At 50.7% G+C, this 16,675-nt stretch carries 16 protein-coding genes; 8 read left to right on the plus strand and 8 right to left on the minus strand.

Annotated features, from left to right (window positions below; all coding sequences use genetic code 11):
• Positions 1 to 80: 80 nt before the first annotated feature.
• A complete protein-coding gene (locus AC1S52_RS02635) occupies positions 81 to 944 on the minus strand; it encodes a hypothetical protein (RefSeq protein ID WP_482027492.1) in 864 nt (287 codons plus the stop codon).
• A 77-nt stretch (positions 945 to 1,021) separates the two neighbouring features.
• Between AC1S52_RS02635 and AC1S52_RS02640 the strand changes: the two genes are divergently transcribed.
• Positions 1,022 to 1,258 carry a hypothetical protein gene (locus AC1S52_RS02640; protein WP_482027493.1) on the plus strand — a complete coding sequence of 79 codons (237 nt, stop codon included), beginning with the start codon at positions 1,022 to 1,024 and terminating at the stop codon, positions 1,256 to 1,258.
• Between the two features lie 7 nt (positions 1,259 to 1,265).
• On the opposite strand, the gene bchH is transcribed toward AC1S52_RS02640, so the two are convergent.
• The 3 genes from bchH to AC1S52_RS02655 are packed head-to-tail and all read right to left on the minus strand — an operon-like array spanning position 1,266 to position 6,924.
• A complete protein-coding gene (bchH, locus tag AC1S52_RS02645) occupies positions 1,266 to 5,138 on the minus strand; it encodes a magnesium chelatase subunit H (RefSeq protein WP_482027494.1) in 3,873 nt (1,290 codons plus the stop codon).
• A gap of 48 nt (positions 5,139 to 5,186) precedes the next feature.
• Complete coding sequence (locus AC1S52_RS02650) at positions 5,187 to 5,390, minus strand: DUF262 domain-containing protein (protein ID WP_482027495.1); 204 nt, start codon at positions 5,388 to 5,390, stop codon at positions 5,187 to 5,189.
• A 46-nt stretch (positions 5,391 to 5,436) separates the two neighbouring features.
• Entirely contained in the window at positions 5,437 to 6,924 is a 1,488-nt protein-coding gene (locus tag AC1S52_RS02655) for a hypothetical protein (protein ID WP_482027496.1), read from the minus strand.
• 254 nt (positions 6,925 to 7,178) lie between these two features.
• Here AC1S52_RS02655 and ccmP point away from each other — a divergent pair, with 254 nt between their 5' ends.
• The 4 genes from ccmP to AC1S52_RS02675 all read left to right on the plus strand — a co-directional run bounded on the left by ccmP (position 7,179) and on the right by AC1S52_RS02675 (position 9,180).
• Positions 7,179 to 7,817 carry a beta-carboxysome protein CcmP gene (gene ccmP / locus AC1S52_RS02660; protein WP_482027497.1) on the plus strand — a complete coding sequence of 213 codons (639 nt, stop codon included), beginning with the start codon at positions 7,179 to 7,181 and terminating at the stop codon, positions 7,815 to 7,817.
• A 4-nt stretch (positions 7,818 to 7,821) separates the two neighbouring features.
• A complete protein-coding gene (locus AC1S52_RS02665) occupies positions 7,822 to 8,697 on the plus strand; it encodes a pentapeptide repeat-containing protein (RefSeq protein ID WP_482027498.1) in 876 nt (291 codons plus the stop codon).
• Between the two features lie 71 nt (positions 8,698 to 8,768).
• Positions 8,769 to 8,927, plus strand: coding sequence for a BrnT family toxin (locus AC1S52_RS02670; protein WP_482027535.1), 159 nt, complete (start codon positions 8,769 to 8,771; stop codon positions 8,925 to 8,927).
• Positions 8,905 to 9,180, plus strand: a complete 276-nt coding sequence (locus AC1S52_RS02675; RefSeq protein ID WP_482027499.1) for a hypothetical protein — start codon at positions 8,905 to 8,907, stop codon at positions 9,178 to 9,180. The genes AC1S52_RS02670 and AC1S52_RS02675 overlap by 23 nt, the downstream gene beginning before the upstream one ends.
• A 160-nt stretch (positions 9,181 to 9,340) precedes the next feature.
• Here AC1S52_RS02675 and AC1S52_RS02680 read toward each other — a convergent pair whose 3' ends face one another.
• Entirely contained in the window at positions 9,341 to 9,679 is a 339-nt protein-coding gene (locus AC1S52_RS02680; RefSeq protein ID WP_482027500.1) for a hypothetical protein, read from the minus strand.
• Positions 9,680 to 9,893: 214 nt separating this feature from the next.
• On the opposite strand from AC1S52_RS02680, the gene rnhA reads away from it, so the two are divergent.
• Complete coding sequence (gene rnhA / locus AC1S52_RS02685) at positions 9,894 to 10,574, plus strand: ribonuclease HI (RefSeq protein ID WP_482027501.1); 681 nt, start codon at positions 9,894 to 9,896, stop codon at positions 10,572 to 10,574.
• 6 nt (positions 10,575 to 10,580) lie between these two features.
• On the opposite strand, the gene AC1S52_RS02690 is transcribed toward rnhA, so the two are convergent.
• The gene (locus tag AC1S52_RS02690; RefSeq protein WP_482027502.1) at positions 10,581 to 11,099 is read right to left on the minus strand and encodes a DUF456 domain-containing protein; all 519 of its coding nucleotides are present in this window, start codon (positions 11,097 to 11,099) and stop codon (positions 10,581 to 10,583) included.
• Positions 11,100 to 11,258: 159 nt separating this feature from the next.
• Positions 11,259 to 11,909, minus strand: a complete 651-nt coding sequence (locus AC1S52_RS02695; protein WP_482027503.1) for a cofactor assembly of complex C subunit B — start codon at positions 11,907 to 11,909, stop codon at positions 11,259 to 11,261.
• A gap of 315 nt (positions 11,910 to 12,224) precedes the next feature.
• On the opposite strand from AC1S52_RS02695, the gene AC1S52_RS02700 reads away from it, so the two are divergent.
• The gene (locus AC1S52_RS02700; protein WP_482027504.1) at positions 12,225 to 13,571 is read left to right on the plus strand and encodes a D-alanyl-D-alanine carboxypeptidase; all 1,347 of its coding nucleotides are present in this window, start codon (positions 12,225 to 12,227) and stop codon (positions 13,569 to 13,571) included.
• Positions 13,572 to 13,658: 87 nt separating this feature from the next.
• Here AC1S52_RS02700 and AC1S52_RS02705 read toward each other — a convergent pair whose 3' ends face one another.
• On the minus strand, positions 13,659 to 14,990 hold the full coding sequence (locus AC1S52_RS02705) for a DNA double-strand break repair nuclease NurA (RefSeq protein ID WP_482027505.1): 1,332 nt from the start codon (positions 14,988 to 14,990) through the stop codon (positions 13,659 to 13,661).
• 565 nt (positions 14,991 to 15,555) lie between these two features.
• Here AC1S52_RS02705 and pilM point away from each other — a divergent pair.
• Positions 15,556 to 16,674, plus strand: a complete 1,119-nt coding sequence (gene pilM, locus AC1S52_RS02710; RefSeq protein ID WP_482027506.1) for a type IV pilus assembly protein PilM — start codon at positions 15,556 to 15,558, stop codon at positions 16,672 to 16,674.
• The last annotated feature ends 1 nt before the right edge of the window (position 16,675 follow it).

Consider the following 16,675-nt stretch of genomic DNA (forward strand, 5'->3'; position numbering starts at 1 on the left):
GGCGACAGTCGCTTGACTACCGATTTGACAATATTGGGAAACGACGATAGCATCAGACAGAATTTTTTATTTGATAGGGGTCAGAATACTATTTTCTGACCCCTTTTTTCTTGTCTTAAGCTTTCTTTCAACACTTCTGCATCCTTACGATTGCGATCGATCGCAATCAACTGAGTTAGTTTCTGCTGTTCAAGCCACTCACATTGACTATTTTCAAGGTCTTGTTTTTCTTTTAGTTTCTTTAAAATGGCATAGAGTGGACTAGAAATAGATGCGTCTGGAAAAGAATCAACGTTATATTTTGCTTTCAAATCTGAAAACTCAGCTATGACTTTCCTTTCATCCTCCTGTTGCCAATGAATTTTCAGTGTTTCCTCAAAATCCTGCGCCAAGAGCCAATCAGCCTCGAAGTCAGACAATGGCTCTTTCGCATCAAGCTTTTTCAGAATTGAGTAGAGAGGCTCTTCAGGGAAATGTTCTAGATACCTGGTTGCTTTATAGCTAGTTTTCAATTTTGAAAAATTCAGGATAGCTTGAATCAAGCTAGTTGTTTCTATAAGGTCGTAACTATTTAGCAAATCAAGTTCTGAGTCCGTGGGAAAATCTCCAGCCTCTAATTTCCAAAGTATTGAATAAACTGGGCTAGAAATTGAAAGCTCTAAGTTTCCTGGAATTTTGTATTTAGGTCGTAGGTTCAAAAATTCAACTTCTAGTCTTTTCAAATCCTCTGTCTGATATTGCTGTAAGGAAATGATTTCAATGGGTCTGAAAAGACGATGTCCTGCCAACCATTGAATCTCCAAGCTTGTGATTTGAATGCCCAGTTCAGCTTTTCTTAGTATTAGATATAAAAAAGCGTCAGACGCAGCACTTTTATGCTGACTTACCTGATATTTCTCTCTAAGAGCAGCAAAGTGCCTTTTCTGTAGCTCACTATTATCCATGTCTGCGTAATATTTCAGTCCAGATTATCTGAAATCCATCTTACCCACTTTGCAATCAAGCCAGTACAGCCTGCCAGTTGGGGAGTATTAAACCCTTTAACGGTGAAGCTCAACAGCGGCAGGCAATCTCAAATGCTCAACCGACACCTTTTGGAGTAGGGGATGTGTACCCGATCGCCCCAAAAGCCACCGTTCTGGAATGGTTGGATGGCTTGTATGAGGTGCAGGTTTACCAGGATGATGCAGTCATTGTCCCTTCCCTGGTTTCATCCGTAAGTTTGACTGCTGCTAAAGTGCTAACAGCAGAATGTTAAAAGTCAGTTAATTAACCCCTTCCAGTTCCAGGTCGGTTTCTTCGTAGAGTTGCTGGAGTTTTTTCAGGGTGTCTTCGTCTGGTTGCCAGAAATTGCGTCCGTGAGCTTCTAGCATTCTGCCAACGACGTTACGAAATGCCTCCGGGTTGGACTGGCGCAGTTTATTTGCCATCTCTGGGTCAAGGGCATAGGTGGCGGCTGCCTGATCATAGACCCAGGATTCCTGAAAGCCGGTTGTGCCACTCCAGCCAATTAGGGCGGTCATCCGTTGGGAAACTTCATAAGCTCCTCCCGATCCCTGGGCGACCATTGCCTCTGCCCACCTGGGATTCAGCAGTTTAGAACGGTATTCCAACCGCAGCAGTTCTTCCAGCTTACGGGGCGTGGTGTCTTTCGAGAAACTTTCGACAAAACTGGTTTGAACGGGCTTGGGATGATTGTTTTCTGTGAAGCGTTGCTGTTCGGCGGCTTGTTTTAACCCACCCGTATTGGCGTAGTATTCCTGGATATCGGTGAGTCCATATTCTACAGAGTCGATTTCTTGAATGATGCGATCGCAACTCCCCAACAAAGTCTTTAAAACTTCTGGGCGAGATTGTCCTTTGTCCTGTCTGCCATAGCTAAACCCATTGCGGCTTTGCCAGGTCTGCCCCAGTTCATCGCTCGACTCCCAGTTGGAGGCAACCACCTGGTCATTCACCAGAGAGCCAAAGTCTCCGGCAGGGTTGGAGAAGAGGCGGGCAGACACGTTTTCCACTCCCTGGGATTTAAGTGCCAGGGCATGTTTGCGAATAAAGTTCTGTTCCTCTGGTTCAGCCGCTTCAGCCGCACGGCAGAACAGGTCATCCAGCAATTCAATGATGTTCACAAAGCTATCCCGAAAAATACCGGAAAGGTTTGCCAGCACATCAATTCGGGGATGATCCAGATCTGCCAGGGGTTTTAACTCGTAACGCACAATCCGTCCGGTGCCTTCCTTGACGGGTTCTGCTCCCACCAGTTCCAGTAGAATGCCCAGGGACTCCCCCTTCGTCTTAATCGCATCCAGTCCCCAGAGCATGACTGCAACGGTTTCCGGGTATGCGCCCCCATGTTCTGTCTGATGCTGGGCGATGATCTTGCGGGCAATTTCCCGTCCCCGTTCGTAGGCAGCAGGGGAGGGCATCCGGTAAGGATCGAGGGCATGAATGTTTCGCCCCGTCGGCAGCACACCGGGACCATCGCGCAGGAGATCACCTCCGGGAGCCGGGGGGATGTATTCCCCATTCAAGCCTCGCAGCAGATTCGTGAGTTCGTCACTATTTTGCAGGAGCAGGTCGCGGATTTGGATGGCGCTATCGATTTTAGTGCGATCGCCCCCAGTTAAGCGATCCACATCTGGTATTGTTTCTCCACGGGCAATGGTGGCGAGCGCCGCTTCAGACAGATCCTCGCCAAAATAGGCTTGCAGATAGTGTTCTAGCTCTTCTGTCGTGGGGGGATTACCGAGGGTATGCAGTCCAGCAGAAAAGAGGCGATTTTCCAGGACTTGCAGATACTCATACAGTTTCACCAGATAGCGGTTGAAGGCATCGCTGCTAAACAGGCGAGCGTTTTCTGGAATCAGGGCAATCCCCAGCTTGCGGGCATCCTCAAACGGACAGTCTGCCTCCAAACCCGTATCTGCCAGCTTTTTGCAAATTGCTTCCTTGAGGACACTGTTTTTCTGCGGGTCTTCCCGATACTCCGCCATCAGATCTCTTAGCGTTACCAGTTCCTTATACAGTCCAGCCCGACCGTAGGGTGGGACATTGTGGGAAATCAACACCCCATAGCCTCTGCGCTTTGCCAGGATGGATTCCGAAGGGTTATTGGCAGCGTAGATGTAGAGATTGGGTAAGGCTCCCAGCAGAATGTCAGACCAGGAATAGCCTGTATTGCCGAGGGGAGAACCGGGCAACCATTCAACCGTGCCATGCATGCCAAAGTGAACCACCGCATGGGCACGAAATTCCTTCTGCAACCACTGGTAAAAGGCGGCGTACTGGGGATGGGGAGTCAGATCCCGTTCAAACATCAGTCGCATGGGGTCGCCGGAAATCCCCAGAGGCGGCTGTACCCCGATCCAGATGTTACCCAACTGCACCCCCCCCAATAAAAACTCATCCCCCAGGGTTTTGATGCCGGTATCGGTTAGGGACTTCCAGTTTTTCTCCACCCAGGAGGTGCGGAGGTAGCCGAGCCAGGATGCGAGGGAACGGGCGGGAACCGTGGTGGGGAGTGGGAAGTGGGTGCCGGAAGGGGAGTTGTTAGTTATTTGTTGGTTGTTAGTTGTTGGCTGCTGGGTCTCCTGCTGTACATCTGGCACTCCGTACCCTGTACCCCGTACCCCGTACCCTGTACCTTGCCCCATTGCTTCATCGGCATCTTTGACCCACTGGATCAGGGTTTCGCCGTCGTGAGGTAAATCTCCAACGGTGTAGCCCTGGGCTTGGAGGGCTTGGAGAAGATTGAGCAGAGATCGCGGCACATTCAATAATGCCGCTGTTCCAACTGCGCCATAGCCAGGGGGGAACCCGTAGAGGATGATGGCAATCCGGCGTTCCGCTGGGGGCGTGCGGCGAAGTTCAATCCACTGTTTCAACCGATCGGTGAGGCGTTGGACGCGATCGGGCACCAGGTAAATCTCTTCGCCAACCAGTCCGCCCAGGGGAATGGTATCAATTGCCCCATCCAGTTCCGGTAAGGCATAGAGAACCACACTCTGCAACCCCCCAATTCCCTGCCGTGTCCAGGAGTGAATATCCTGAATTAGCAAAGGAGCCGCCACCAGGTAGGGGACATTCTTAGCACCCAAAATGCGTTTGGCAACTTCCACCTGCCGTCCTGCCTCCATTGAACCCGCCGGACCCCCGACCAGCGGAAAGCCAATCGTGGAAACAACCGCATCCACTTGCACTGCTTCACTCGATAGGGACAGAGTTTCAACCGTTCCTTGCTGGCGCTGCTGCTGTTCGTAGTCAGTGGTGATCAGGTCACGCACTGCAACATGCCCTTCCACCCCATTAATGAAAATAGGCAATGGCACCAAACCCGCTGCCTCAAAAGCACGAATCAATTTTGGAATGTAGGGCTGTTTGGTAATGACGTGCTTACGGTAAAGGAGAAGGGCAACTGTGGGAGGAGAGGGGTTTGAAGCCTGTACCCCGTCTCCTGTCCCCTGTCCCCTACTCAAATACCATTCGAGATACTTCCTGGGAGATTCAAAATAGCCGCTGTAGTCAGGATGAAGTAGCCCAATGTTGGGAGTTTCAATCGGAGTGGGGATCTCACCAACTTTCAGATCGAGGTACTTGTCTGCTAATGTCCAAAACAGGGCTGCTACGTTTTCAGAACCACCTGCATTCCAGTAGCCGTAGATAATCAGCCAGTTGCGGAGATCCTGAACTTTTTGGACAGGAACGAATTTGAGCAGTTTGGGTCCGGTTTTGAGGAAGCTGATGTATCCAGCCAGTTTGTCCTCTTCCCGTCCGCTGCTGAATTTGCTGAGGATAAACTGAATCGGTTTGGGCATTCCCTTGGGCTTGTCGCCGATCGCAAATTTGCCCAGGCGAGTCAGGCTCATCAGTTCCAGGGCAGACTCAAACACCAGGCGGATGGGAATATCCTGCACCCGTTCCCGCAACCAGAGAACCTGATCGTAGTCAAACAGGAGGCTACCAAAGAACACCTGAGCACCCTGGAGTGCCGCTTCAACTGTGGTGGGCTGGGCGATGAGATCGCGATCGCTAAACACCCGTATATCTAGCTCTGGACAGCGTTTTTGCGCCAGTTGGGCTGCCTGCCGGTAAAGGTTGGCATTGAAGGACTCAAACCCGGCAATCAACACAATCCTTTGCATAGAGAAATCACTGAGAATGCCCAGCTAGAAATGTTTATCCTCTCTATCTTAAGAATAGACAGCCAACGCTCCCATATAATGGCTGGAATCCGGGTTAGAGCAAAGCAACAGGATGTCTTGCCACAGATCTTCCCAATTTTCTTCGCTCCACGAGTAGTCGCACTGAAAAGGTGGCACTCGATAAATCTTGCCATTACCGATTAAGTCCCCGAAGCTAGTAGTGCGCGTATCTAGCAGATTAATTCGAGCCATAAATATAAGATGAGTTAACTAGCCTTCGCCCCTAACCCACCCTGCATCAACTCTGACCTCTTTTCAAGAAACGGATCAACCAGTTCCAGACAATACCCATCCATTTTTCTAGCCAGAGTAAGAAACGGTCTACCCATCTGAGAACGAGTTCCAGCGGACTCAGGACATAATCTATTGAAATGACATCGGTTTCCAGATAATCTGGAACCGCATTTTCCAATGAGAATGGTGACGATGGGGAATTTACCAGAGATGGGCTGTCAGGTTGAACGGGGGAGACAACAGAAGTTAAAAAAGCTGATTGAATCAGTTCTGAGTCTGCTGAGACAGATGATTGGGACATCAGACTGTCAGCACTGCGAAGACTTAAACCTGAATAGCTTGCCCGTAGGGATTGAACTGTGGAGGTTAGTAAATTCCTGATTCTCTGAGCCGTGTTGGAAATGGATACAGCAGAGAAAGGATGAGAGGGCAGGGCAAGAGTTGGTACGGTACCTGATCGCTCTCCAGAAAAAACCGTCTTCAGCATCTGCGCCAGAGGATTTTGAGCCGGTAAAAGCGGTAAGGGGAGGGCAGGCAGATGAAAGCTTGCTGGTAGAGAAGTAAGTGGCTGTGTTCCTGCAATGGCTGGCAGGGAGGATTCCTGGAAAAGATTGGCTGCGATCGCCAGGGGACTGGTCTGCACCCATCCCATCAACCTGCGAAAAAGGCGAACAGGCAGCAGTAGATGGGGATTCTCAGATGCGAGACGGGAACGCAATGCCTGTTGGGTTGCCTGTCGCAACCGGAGATAACGCCCATAGTGGGCAGTTTCCCAGGAAATTCGCTGACGTAACTGGATTTGTTGCTCTGAGGTGAGAACATCGAGTACCTGATTTTGATTGGTGACCAGCACCAGGGTTTTGGTTTCCACCAGGCTGGCAATCCCCCGCACGAAACCCTTGGCAGAGCTAATCTGACCAGTCTGAGTTTGGGACAATTGCCCCGCAGCGGTGGTGACGAGTTCAGAAGAATCTCCTGTTAAACCGCTTACCTGCTCTGCTGACTGGGGTTTCCTGACCAGACCTTGCACCCAGGAGCGCAGGGTCGAAACCACCAGCCCCCTGAAGGAACGAAGCGTGAATTCAGGAGAGGATGGGTCTGATGGATGACTTTCTTCTGAGGGTGCCGCCTGCTCCAACAAAACTGGTAAATCCATCGGCAGCGAAAAGCTCTGGACCGTGAGCAAAGCCTGCTGAATTGGGGTATTCGCCGTCAGGGATGAGGCTGTGTCTGACGGTGCTCGTTTAATATCCTGGGCGATCGCCTTTAATTCCGGCAACCCCAACCCCACCGCCTGCCGTAACTGTGCCCCCGCCAACCCGGCTGTCTGAAACACCACATAAATCGGATACAGTACCAACTGCGCCGCCCAGTCCGTCGTGTTCTTCAACCGCCGTAGAGCAATATTGACCTGGTCAGCCCAGCGCCTTGCTTGCCGTACAGCACCACTGAGGACTCGACTTTGATACGGACCCGGTTGTGAAACAGACATGGCAGTTCGGGGGATAAAAGAGGATCTGGAATTATTTTACAGGGACTAGGGAATCGATGGTACGAGATAGGGTAAGGGGAGCAGCAGGGCAAAGGAGATGGGGAGAGCCAAGACTCAAGCAATAAGCATTTCTAACTTACACCTCACACCTCACACCTCACACCTCACACCTTCCCCATCTCTTCCCTCCGTTCCTAGCCACTGCCCCCTGTGAAAGCGTATACTGTTAAAGCTTTTCAGCAGAAACATTCATCTTGGGTATTGATCTTCGTAGTTACGTATACATCGATCGGCTTCAGCCACAACACGCTGCCTATCTGGGTACTGTGGCGATCGGTTTTTTGCCGTTACCGGGGGATGCTTCGCTTTGGGTAGAAGTTTCTCCTGGCATTGAGATTAACCGCATTACCGATGTTGCTTTGAAATCCGCCGTAGTGCGTCCAGGGGTTCTGGTGGTAGAGCGGCTTTATGGCTTGCTCGAAATTCATTCCAGCAATCAGGGTGAAACGCAGGCAGCCGGGAAGGCGATTTTGGCAGCTTTGGGAGTGCGGCGGCAGGACTGTCGTAAGCCGAGAGTCCTCTCCAGCCAGATTATCCGCAATATTGATCCCCACCACACCCAGATGATTAATCGTAATCGTCGGGGGCAGATGATTTTGTCAGGACAGAGTCTCTACGTGTTTGAAGTAGAGCCTGCTGCCTATGCTTCCCTGGCAGCCAACGAGGCAGAAAAAGCCGCTCTCATTAATATTCTCCAGGTTTCGGCAGTCGGTAGTTTTGGGCGGCTTTACCTGGGTGGGGAAGAACGGGATATCCTTGCTGCATCCAAAGCGGTACTGGAAACAATGGAGATGGCACCCGGTCGAGAACATACTGATCTCCGGAAGGAGTAGGGCAATGGCAAACCCAGAGCATCTTGCATGGCTTCAGCAGGGTGCCCTTCGTTGGAAAGAATGGCGCTCCTTAAATCTGCATACGACACCTGACCTGAGCGCAGCGGATCTCAGTCGATTTGACCTGACAGGTTTTGATTTAACCAATACCCATTTGCAAGGGACCAACCTTTGGGAAGCCAGACTGGATAGCGCAGACCTGACCGGGGCAATTCTTCACAAAGCCAATCTCAGTCATGCGTATTTATCCAACACAATTCTCAACCAGGCAGAACTTGCCCATGTAACGTTGACTTGGGCTGACCTGACCGAGGCGGAACTCTGTGATGCCAACTTGTTGGGAGCAGATCTACGCTGTGCCAATTTGCGTGGGACAAATCTTTGTCGTGCTAATTTAATTGGCACCGAATGTTTGGGGGTGAATTTGCAAGCGGCTAATCTATGTGGAGTGAATTTGCAGCGAACCAACCTGACTGGAGTGATGCTGATCGGTGCCAATTTGAACGATGCCAACCTCGATCGCGTCAACCTTACCCAGGCAGAACTCAGTCAGGCTCACCTTTATCGCACCAATTTGCGTGGTGCTAATTTGCAGGAAGCCATCCTTACCGGAGCTTACCTGTTAAATGCTGACCTGAGTCAAGCAGTCCTATCCCAGGCAACGCTGACCTGGACAAACCTCAGTCTGGCTAACCTTGCCCAGGCAGACTTAAGCGGCACCAACCTGCGCGGCGCAAAACTGAACCGGGCAAATCTTAGCCATGCCAATCTCAGCCATGCCAATTTGCGGGGGGCAGACCTGAGCAAAGCTAACCTGACTGGAGTTAATCTTTCCGGTGCAGAGTTGAGTGAGGCAAATTTAAGACACGCGATTGTCTGAGGCGCTGCTGGAAATAAACTGAGTCTGCTTCAATTCCTGGTAGGAAGAGGTTATTTGAGACACAGCGATTCATTATAGGCGAGCAGAGAGAAATTATTATCGGGCACTCTCAGAAAGGTCGGTTAATTTTGGTTTCTTTCACTGAACGTTATAACTCTATTCGTATCATCAGTGCCCGTTCAGTTAATCGAAATGAGCGTGAAGACTATGAACAAAACACCTTTCGGTGAATCTTTAAACTCTGATGATGAGATGTTATCTGAATACCACTTTGACTATCAGAAGGCAAAGCCCAATCGTTTTACCGCCCAAAGTGGAAAGAGGATGACTGTTGTTGTGCTAGATGAAGATGTTGCTCAAGTTTTCACGACATCAGAAGCCGTTAATAAAGCATTAAAGGCGTTGATTGAAGTTGTGCCACAAATTCCATTAGGGACAGATGATTCGCAAGGTAGTAATAGTTTTTACGAAGAACCTAAGTAACCTCAGAAAAACTAAATTCGTAAGCAGTAGGTGGGCACTGCCCACAAACCTTGATGCCTGAAAGAGGGTGGGCACTGCCCACCCTACTAAAAATTGCTGCTAGCTATACACAGTCGCGGCTTCATATCCTGCGTTTCCGTGTTTGTTCAAACCTCGCTATTTACCAGCGGTATTCATGGCGAGCGGGAATCCAATAACCCTCAACCCATCTGCGATTGCCGCGAACAGTTTCCCAACGACCGGGAACCCATCGCCTTTGAGTCCACCCACGCTGCTGCTGTTGCTTCTGGATTCCCGCTGCGGGGCGACGTGCCCCTGGGTAAACCGCTGGAGCGCGGTTTGTGGGTCTGGGTTGAATAACGCCTCTTTGATAGACTGTAGGACGGCTTCTCCCAGGACCAATTTGCAAGATGATATTAGCCGCCGATGCAGGTTTCGGTAGCAGAAACACAACGCCTAGCGGGAGTGCCATGATCGCTGCGATGAGTGCGCGTTTCATAAATCGCATCTCCATTGCTATGGTTTACATTTCTTAGACCATGAGGGTTGTCGAAGGGTTTAATCTCTCAGGATTCTCATACTTAAGTAGTAGTAAGGGGAGAGGGGAGAAGGAAAAGTTTTGAGTTGAGAGTTGAGAGTTGAAAGAGGTTAATGATGCGATGTTGGGGAACATTTGTTACCATGCCAGCACAAACAGGAATATGGAAGAAGCTTTGACATTAAAAGAGCAGGTAGAACAGGCAGAAAAGCGTTTGGCTGAGGCGCTCCAACAGTTGGAGCAGGAGCGTCAGCGTGCCAATGCAATGGAAGCAAAATTGCGGGAATTAAATGTTTCGCTTGATTTTTTACAGCCAGGGCAATCTGCGATCGCCGAAGTCGCTGACAACCTCAATCTCCCATCACCTCAAAACCCGTCCTCTCAGGAAACCGCAGGAATCCAACGTATCTACACGGATGGTGCTTGTTCCGGCAATCCTGGACCGGGCGGGTGGGGAGTGGTTATCTACTGCACCAATGGTTCCATCCATGAATTGGGTGGATATGATTCCAGAACCACCAACAACCGAATGGAGATGGAAGCGGCAATCAATGCGCTCAAGTTCTTCAACGAGTCTGAACAAACTGAGCCAATTGAGCTTTACACCGATAGTGAATACGTTTTGAAAGGAATTACGGAATGGATTAAAGGCTGGAAACGGAAAGGATGGAAGAATTCCAAAGGGAAACCTGTGGAAAATCAGGATCTCTGGCAGGTGTTAGATTTGCTCAACTCTCCAGCCATCAAATGGGTTTACGTGCGGGGACATTCAGGGAACGAAGGCAACGATCGCTGCGACGAAATCGCCCGTGCATTTTCCTTGAGAAAAACACCCCAACTCAGGCAGTGCCGTTAGTCCATCTCACGTTTGGTAGGGCCAGGTGGTTGCCAGGAAAACCACCACACTGGCGATCGCAAAAATTCCCTGAATCAAGTTCCCTACAATCGAACCTACCAGGATACCAACGGCAGCCTTTGCCGCTAGCCCCAAATCTCTGCGGTAGAGAAATTCTCCAATCAGTGCGCCCAGCAAGGGACCAAGAATGATGCCTAAAATTGGACCCCCAACGGGCAGGGCAGGTAATAGCCCAAACAACCCAACGACTAAACCAACCAGGGCACCGATCTGACCCCATTTACTGGCTCCCGCCTGCTTTGCCCCCAGGTAGGTCGCCAGAAAGTCGATTCCCACACTCACCAGCAGCAGCACAATCGAAACCGCCAGGGCAAGACTGACACTGGCAAATCCTTTTACCAGTCCCCAAACCACAATCGCCCCCACAATCACACTAATTCCAGGAATGGCTGGCACAACCGAACCAACCACGCCAAATACCATAACAGCAACGAGAACCCAGTAAAGCCAGAAGTAATCGGTCATAGGAGAAGGAGGAGAAGTGTGGGTAGGGGTGAAGGGGTGGATCGGAAAATAAGGAATATACGGAATCCTTTTTGCGTCTATCCCATCTTACTTCGCTCTTCTGTCTCTCTGCCCGCGTTCACTCATCCCCCCATCTCCCCATCCCCTTCCCTTATCCCCCTACTCCCCCATCTCCTGCCCCAAGGTGTTCTCCAGCTTGTCTGCGATCGCGGCAATCCAGTTTTCATCCTGGCGGGTATAGCTACGGGGAGCATTGGCTCCCAGGATTAATGCCCCCCGATTGCCAATGGGCTGGCAAATCAGTCCCTGGGTGTTTTCTGGCAAATAATTAAACTCCACCTTGCCTGGGTAAAGCTTCAATGCAACCAGGTAAACAGGCTTTTGCTTCTCCAAAACCCGCTGCAAAATCGGTCCTGGTGTTACGTCTCGCGTTTCAGGCAAAATACCGCGACGCAGTAATACTTTGCCGTCATACCAGACCAAGAGCGATCGCGTGACTGTAGTCGTCAACAGCAAGTGAGATGCCCAGGCAAGTTCTGTTTTCACAACATCGGATAATTCTGGCAGCAGTTCAAATCCCTCCTGCCCAATCAGTTCCACACTTTCCGGCAGGCGGGGTTGAACCTGTTGCCACAGCAAACCCGTTAGAATCAAGACGGCACTTAGGATAACCCCCAGTGCATCCGATCTTGCCTGAGAATCCGTCAGGTCTGGTGTAAGCAACCGATTGGCAAATAACAAGGTCCCCGCCAATCCTCCCACCACGAATGGCAGCATCCGTAACGCTTGATTTTGACCAGACTGACCCATAACCAAAATAGAAATCGAAATAGTACAAATGAGCTATGATAAGCCGAGATGGCATTATATATAGGGTACTGGGTGCCGGGTATCGGTTGTCAGGTGGGATGAGTGGTTATTAATTGTTTACTGGGGAGTTGTATTGCCACAACACGTTCGCTTTGATTCTTAGTGCCTGACGCTGACCCTTTAGCGCAGCCATGACCATCCGGCTATACAGCAACTACTTAACACCTAACACCTGCCCCCTATCACCCGATTCACCCCCAACCTGTTGTATAACATTCATGTCTACTCTATCTGGCACAATCACAGGAGGCAGAATTGCTGGAACTGTTTAGCTCTGGGCTGTTTTCTCTCTGGCTGACGATGGCAGGCGTGCCAGACCCCGTGCGTTCGGTCAATTTAGTGACGGCTACGGATACACCCTGGATGGTTGTTCCTGGTGAACCGGATACCACGGTTCAACTGACGTTACAGCAATATCTTCAGCAACTTTCCAAAACAGGTCTGCTTTCCTCGTCTCAGGGAGTTTGGCTGCAAACGGGTTCTGTTTTTCTTGCCAGTAACCAGGGGACTACTCCCCTTCCGGCGGCTTCGCTGACAAAGGTTGCCACATCCCTGGTTTCCCTTCAAAACTGGGGACCCGATTATCAGTTTGAAACGCTGGTCAGTGCGACGGGTCCAATTGAGAATGGAATTTTGCAGGGCGATCTGGTGATTCAGGGGGGTGGCGATCCGCTCATGGTGTGGGAAGAGGCGATCGCCCTGGGAAATGATCTCAATCGCCTGGGTATCCGTAAAGTGACGGGTAATCTGATCATTACCGGCAACTTTTTGATGAATTTTGAAACCAATCCTCAAAAGGCAGGCGCATTACTGAAGCAGGCATTAAACTCAACCACCTGGACTGAAGAAGCCCAGTTCCAGTACAACGCCATGCCCAAGGGAACGCTTCGCCCTCAGGTGGCGATCGCTGGTCCCGTCCAGGTTGTTACCTATGGCACTAATCTGCTGCCACCCCAAACCCAACTGTTGCGTCATGATTCGCTGCCTATGACGCAAATCCTGAAGTTGATGAATGTCTACAGCAACAATGTAATTGCAGAGGTGTTAGCCAATTCTCTAGGAGGGGCGCAGTATGTGGCGCAACAATCAGCGCTAATTGCGGGATTTCCTCAAACAGAAATTTTATTGAAGAATGGCTCTGGTTTGGGAGTAGGAAATCGGATTTCTCCCAGGGCTGTTTGTGCCATGTTCGCAGCACTTCAGCGCTATTTGCAACCCCGTAACTTGACCGTGGCAGACCTGTTTCCCGTCTCTGGCGTTGACCACGGTGGCACGATTGACTACCGCAAAATTCCCACTGCGGCGGTTGTAAAAACTGGAACGCTGAACGATGTCAGTGCCCTGGCTGGCGTTTTGCCGACCCGCGATCGCGGTTTAGTCTGGTTTACGATCATCAACCGGGGAACCAACCTGGATGGCTTACGAGACCAGCAAGATGGGCTGTTGCAAGCCCTGATCAATCAATGGGGACTGGTTCCATCGGTGCCATTAGCGATCGCTCCCACCACGTCTGCCCGTGCTGCGGCTGCCAGTTTAGGCGCTACCAATCGTACCCATTCCGTGCGATCGGCGGTTGAGGTGAATACTTATCAGGGGGATTAGGGGGGATGAGTAGTTGTTAGTTGTTATTCTTACAGCGGTTATTCATTGATTTCGCCACACCCCTTACCCCTCACCTTCTCCACCAGGCTACGCAATACTTCCGCGCTTGCGGGCTTCTTTGTAAGAGATCCCGACGTTGCGCAGTCCGGCACGGATCATTTGCTGTTCCAGAAGGGCGAAAAAGCGGGCGCGATCGCCTCCTCTGACGACTGCCTGATTATGGGCTTCCGCCAGGGCTACCGGATAGCCGTAGCCCTTCTGGACCTGAGCCAGAGTCAGACTAAGGGCAACATCCAATAAAGCGGCATCCTCTGCGACCCACTCCGGAAACTCGACGCGGGCAATCTCGGTCCCTACGTGAACGTAGCAAAAGTAGATTCGGTGGTCGCCATAAGCATCCAAAATGCGGGCAGAACTACGCCAGAGAGGGCTACGCTGTCCCGGTTCTAAATGAATTCCCCAAAGAGCCGTGTCTTTTAACGGATCGAGTACCTGACAGGGAGCGCGATTTTGCCCAGGAGATGCCTCGCGCATCCCCTGTCCAGGACAATGGGCAACACAATCTGGTTCACCGTAAGGGCAGGACTGAAGCCGAAGGAAATTAATCGATTCCCCACTCCGAGACGCACTGAGATAGCCCACCAGCGGAATTTTATCTGCCCGCAACCGATCCCAGGATTCCAGGATGGGGGGGAGGATGCGATCGCGCGCTTCCCCCGGTAATGGCTCTAAAAACCAGTAGATGAGCGAGCCATCGACGAGAGCGAGGGTGGGAGGGAGGGAGGAGGGAGGAGGGTTCGCCTTTAGCGTTCCCGCAGGGTGGAGTGAGGAGTGAGGAGTGATCTGATCTCCTTCCTCTCTGCTGCCCTTCCCCTCTGCTCCCCTGCTCCCTTGCTCCCCTCCCCCTGTGCTCCCCTTTACCTCTGTTCCCAACTCTGCCAGCACCACTGCCTCCGATACGGTTCGCCGGTAACCCATCCACTCTTCTGTCCGAATTCCCCACTGGCGGGAAATGTAGAGATCTTCAGGGCGATAGAAAATTTCAGGTTGGCTATCCAGCAGGGGCAGCCGGTTTTGTCCGTAAAAAAGCAGGATGCGACCCACGTTGATCAGGTAGCAATAGGCGATCTCATGGTGGCTGGGCGCAATCTGAGAGCCGTCGGTTGCCAGAACGGTGTGAATTGCAGGTGCAACGGGAATGCTAGAACGAAGATTTAAAGGTTCAATCGGTTCGGCAGCGGTAAAACTGAGGCGATCGCGCCAGGTTTGTTGGTTTGCAGTAAGTGCCGCCTGATTCCGATAGGACTGTGCCAGCAACTCCTGGGCACGTTCAAGCCGTTGACGGGTTGCGGTTGCCTCCAGGGATAACTGTTGACTAATGCCCTGCATTTGTTGAGCGAGTTTTGTAAGGTCAAGCATTGGATCGGTGGGGTTGGTTTGGGATAGGTAATGGGAGTTATAGATTTTGAATGGTGAACTTTAGTTAGGTTAAGAAAAAAGCAGTCACTCCAGGGGTTTGCCAGGTTTTTCGGGTCAATTCTGCTTCACCCGCCCCATCTCCCAGTTTCACCCTTTCTCTGCTTTTTCTAATTTTTTTTGCTCAACTCTCGAAATTGTGTGTAACATCACTGATGAGCAAGCATATTCAAGCCCAAAGGAATGGTTTTTGCTCTCGCGATCGCGACCAGTCATAGCAGTTTGAAAAAAGTGTTCATGACCATCCATTGGGTTAAAACAGGTCAATAAAAGTTCAGGTGCATCGTTTAGTCATCGCGCTTTTTAAGAACGAGACAAATTTAATCAAAGCCCTTGTCAGCCTTCCTTTACGGCAGAAATTTTTTCTTGTCGTATCTGTTTAAGGTTTGTATCTTTCTCTTAAAGATTATCGATCTCACTTAGATTGAGTACCATGTATTAACAACATATTTGACCTGTTTTTCGAATACCTTCTATACCTTTAAGCAAGTAGTGAGCAGGCGGGATTGTGGTTAACTCTCTAAAAGGCTTGTTTTCTGGAAAATCAAAAGGCATCGGTATTGAACTCGCTGCTGATCGGATCAACATCTCCCAACTGAAAAAGCAGGGTCAGGGGTTTAAGCTGGCGACACTGGGTTCTGCTCCCGTTCCTGAGGGGTTGTTTCAGGAAGGGCAGATCATGGATGCGCCTAGTATGGCAGAACTGATTCAGGCGTTGATGGCAGAAAATAAGATCAAAGCCAAGCGGGTGGCAACGGCGGTTACTGGGGGCAGGGATACGGTCACCCGGATTATTCCGATTCCGGCAGAGTTGAATGATCAGGAACTGCGGGAAATGGTGCTCAATCAGGAAGCCGGACTATATCTTCCATTTCCGCGGGAAGAGGCGGACGTTGACTATCAGAAACTTGGTCTATTTGTTGATGAAGATGGCATCGAAAAGTTTCAAGTTTTACTGGTTGCAACCCGCAAAGAAATTACTGATTCCTATATTCAAACTTTCCAACAAGCTGGGTTGCAAGTAGATGTTTTAGAGATTAGCAGTTTTGCCTTAATTCGCACGATTCGGGATCAACTGCGTCAGTTTTCGCCCCAGGAAGCCGTGGCACTGGTGGATATTGAGTTTGAAAGTACCGAGATTTCAATCGCGGTGGATGGAGTGCCCCAGTTTTCGCGGACGGTTCCGATTGGAACGTATCAAATTCAAAGTGCGCTGTCGCGGGCGATGAATTTGCCCCCGTCTCGCAGTACGGATTTGCTGCAAAGTATGACGATCCCGGTCAGCCCTGCCGACACTACGATGGGTGGTCCAGGCAAGATGGGTGGTACGAATCCGGGAGCGGCGGCGATGCTGCGAATTATTGGGGAATTGGCAGACGAATTACGGCGCTCCATCGATTTTTACCTGAACCAGGGAGACAACCTGGAAGTAGCACAACTGTTGCTGGCAGGTCCAGGTGGGGCGATCGGTCAGTTGGATGAGTTTTTTACCCAACGGCTGAGTTTGCCCAGCAGTCAGATTGACCCAATCGCGGCTCTGGGTTTGGAAGTCACTCAAGAGATTCCTCAAACGCAGCGTCCGGGGTTGGGGGTAGTGCTGGGTCTAGGTTTGCGGGAGGCAATGTGAC

This window comes from Kovacikia sp. CALU 1929 (assembly GCF_056784235.1).